Origin of the sequence: Bradyrhizobium sp., from assembly GCF_019244115.1 — a bacterium.
Classification (GTDB): Bacteria; Pseudomonadota; Alphaproteobacteria; order Rhizobiales; family Xanthobacteraceae; genus Bradyrhizobium.
Map to the genome: position 1 here is coordinate 1 of NZ_JAFATE010000480.1, position 2,806 is coordinate 2,806.

At 61.6% G+C, this 2,806-nt stretch carries 3 protein-coding genes and 1 pseudogene; all 4 read left to right on the forward strand.

Annotated features, from left to right (window positions below):
- Positions 1-830: ABC transporter permease (locus JOZ76_RS21125; RefSeq protein ID WP_291701485.1), on the forward strand; the 830-nt coding region annotated here is incomplete at its 5' end.
- Complete coding sequence (locus JOZ76_RS21130) at positions 830-1,642, forward strand: ABC transporter permease (RefSeq protein WP_291701487.1); 813 nt, start codon at positions 830-832, stop codon at positions 1,640-1,642. The genes JOZ76_RS21125 and JOZ76_RS21130, both read left to right, overlap by 1 nt.
- Before the next feature lie 32 nt (positions 1,643-1,674).
- Positions 1,675-2,514: pseudogene (locus JOZ76_RS21135) on the forward strand (amidohydrolase family protein).
- Positions 2,515-2,535: 21 nt separating this feature from the next.
- Positions 2,536-2,806 (forward strand): hotdog fold domain-containing protein (locus JOZ76_RS21140; RefSeq protein ID WP_291701489.1); only part of this gene is annotated, 271 nt, incomplete at its 3' end.

Below are 2,806 nucleotides of genomic sequence, written 5' to 3' on the forward strand. Positions count from 1 at the left end.
AGCTCCTGCCGTTCATCCTGCTCGCGCCCGGCCTGGCCCTAGTCCTGCTACTGTTCCTCTATCCCCTGCTCCGCCTCATCGTGGAAAGCTTCCTCGACCCGACACCGGGGTTTGCGAACTACGTCACCGTACTGACCGATCCGACTCTGTGGCAGATCATCGAGACGACCCTCATCATTAGCGCGCAATGCACCATCGCGACCTTAGTGCTTGCTTATCCGGTCAGTTACCTCCTCAGCCGGCTACCGCGGCCGCGCGCCAATCTGCTGATGATGTTTGTGCTGCTGCCGTTCTGGACCAGTCTGCTCGTGCGCATGTACGCCTGGATGGTGCTCCTCGGCCGGCACGGCATCATCAATGAAGCGGTGATCGGCATGGGGCTCACCGCCACGCCCTATCCGCTGCTCTACAACCGCTTTGCCGTGATCGTCGGCATGAGCCACTTCTTGCTGCCTTTTATGGTGCTGTCACTCTACTCCACGATGATCGCGATTGACCGCAGTCTGATCGAAGCTGCGAGCTCGATGGGGTCGTCCTTCAGCCAGACCTTCTGGCGCATCTACCTGCCGCTCTCGCTGCCCGGCGTCTATTCCGGCTGCCTGCTCGTCTTCATCCTGGGGATGGGCTTCTACATCACCCCGGCGCTGCTCGGCAGCCCGCGGGAGACGACGATCTCGGTCTATATCCAGCAGCAGATCCAACAGCTGAATTGGGGCGAGGGTACCGCCATGGCGGTAATCCTCGTCGCGATCGTCATCGCGCTCTTCGCGTCCTACGACCGGCTCTTTGGGTTCGACCGGTTGTTTCGGAACGTCGGGCCTCAATCCTGATGCGCAGGCGCCTTCCCAACGCTTTGCTTTGGATCTATGCCGGGGCCGTCTTCGCGTTCCTATTCGTCCCGCTGCTCATCGTGGTGCCGGTGTCGTTCAGCGCCGGCATGTATCTGCAATTTCCGCCCCCTGGCTTTTCCCTCCAGTGGTACCAGGATTATTTCGGCGATCCACAATGGATCGATGCCACCGTCCTCAGCGTCGAAATCGCCCTTTGTGTCGTCTTGCTCGCGGTCGGCATCGGCTCGCTTGCTGCATTCGTCATCGTGCGGAGGCCATTTCCCGGAATCGGCTTTATCCGCATGGTCCTGATGACGCCTCTCATTGTGCCGTCGGTAGTGGTGGCGGTCGCCGTCTACAGCGTCTACGTCTCGTTCCACCTGATTGGTAGTTTTATCGGCATCGTGCTTGCGCATACGATTGGCGCGCTGCCCTTCACGATCGTGCTGATGGTGGCTGGGTTCCAGCGCATTGACCGAAGGTTGGAGGAGGCGTCCTACACGATGGGCGCAGGGGCGGCCTCGACGTTCCGGCGTGTGACCTTGCCCATCCTACGGCCAAGCCTCTTCGCCGCGGCGATCTTCGCGTTCATTGCCTCGTGGGACGAGGTCATTATGGTAATTTTTATCGGCGGCGGCGCCGGCACGACGCTGCCGCTGCGGATGTTCAACTATCTCAGAACCGAGATCAATCCGACAATCGCCGCCGTTTCGACCCTGCTCCTCGCTTTTGCGGTCGTCGCGTTCGCCACCGCCGAATGGCTTCGGGTGCGCGGCGAGGCACGACGGGCCGGCAAGGGAGGAGCTGCATGACGGGCGGGACCGCCGGCCTCGCCGCCATCGATATGCGGGTGCAGCCGTCGTGGCGCTGGAGCGACGACGAGCCGCCGCCCCAACGGGCGGCGGCGCTCAAGGGCTACGATCGGGTCTACGGCGAGAAGTCGCGCGATTCGCATACGCATGCGAGCCTTGTCGCCGATCTGCGCCGCCACAAAATCAAGGCGGTCGTGCAGTCAGAGCCGGTTGCGGGGTCAGCCGCGGGGTGGAACGATCGCGTTGCCGCCGTCATCGCGCGTAATCCCGATTGCTTCCTAGCCGGATTCGGTTCGGCCAACCCTCATGATGGTCTAGCTGCGCTTCGCGAGATTGACCGCTTCCACCGCGAACTCGGCCTACGCGGACTTGCCATGATGGCCGATTTCTTCAACATGGACATCGCCGACAAGCGCTGCTGGCCGTTCTATGCCAAGGCGGCCGAGCTCGGCATGCCGGTCGGCATTCATGTCGGTGTCAATTTCTCGACCAACAGCCCGATCCGACACGGGCACCCGAGCTTCGTTGACGAGCTCGCCTGCCACTATCCCGAGCTCATAATCATCTGCAACCACGGCGGCTGGCCTTGGGCGGCCGAGACCGTTGCGGTCGCCTGGAAGCACCCCAACGTGTATCTTGAGTTCGGCGCCATCGCGCCGCGCTATCTCGCGTCGGCCGAGGGTGGCTGGCAGCCGATGCGGTAATTCATGAACTCGGTGCTGCAGGACCGCATCCTATTCGGTTCGGACTGGCCGATGCTGTCGCACGACCGTCTGATGCAAGAAATTCCACTCCTGAATCTCAAGGACTCGGTGCTGGAGAAGTATCTCAAGAAGAACGCCGAGGCGCTGCTCGATCGCATCCTGGGTTAACCCGCGAGCATGGAGGAAGGTATGGCCGACGAAAAGGAATACGAGGGGTATTTGCGGATCAGGCTCGGGCTCCACGATACTCATTATCCAAACGGCCTCATCCCCGCAGCGACCATCATGAGGCTCTTCGCCGATTGCGCTTCGGAGCTCGGCATTCGCTATGATGGCACGGACGGGTATCTCGCCGCTTACGAGAAGGCCGAGTTCTTCAAGCCGGTTTATGCCGGGGACTACATAGAGGTCCGTGCCAAACGCCTTAGCAAAGGCAACCGCTCACGTCGCACGGCGATCG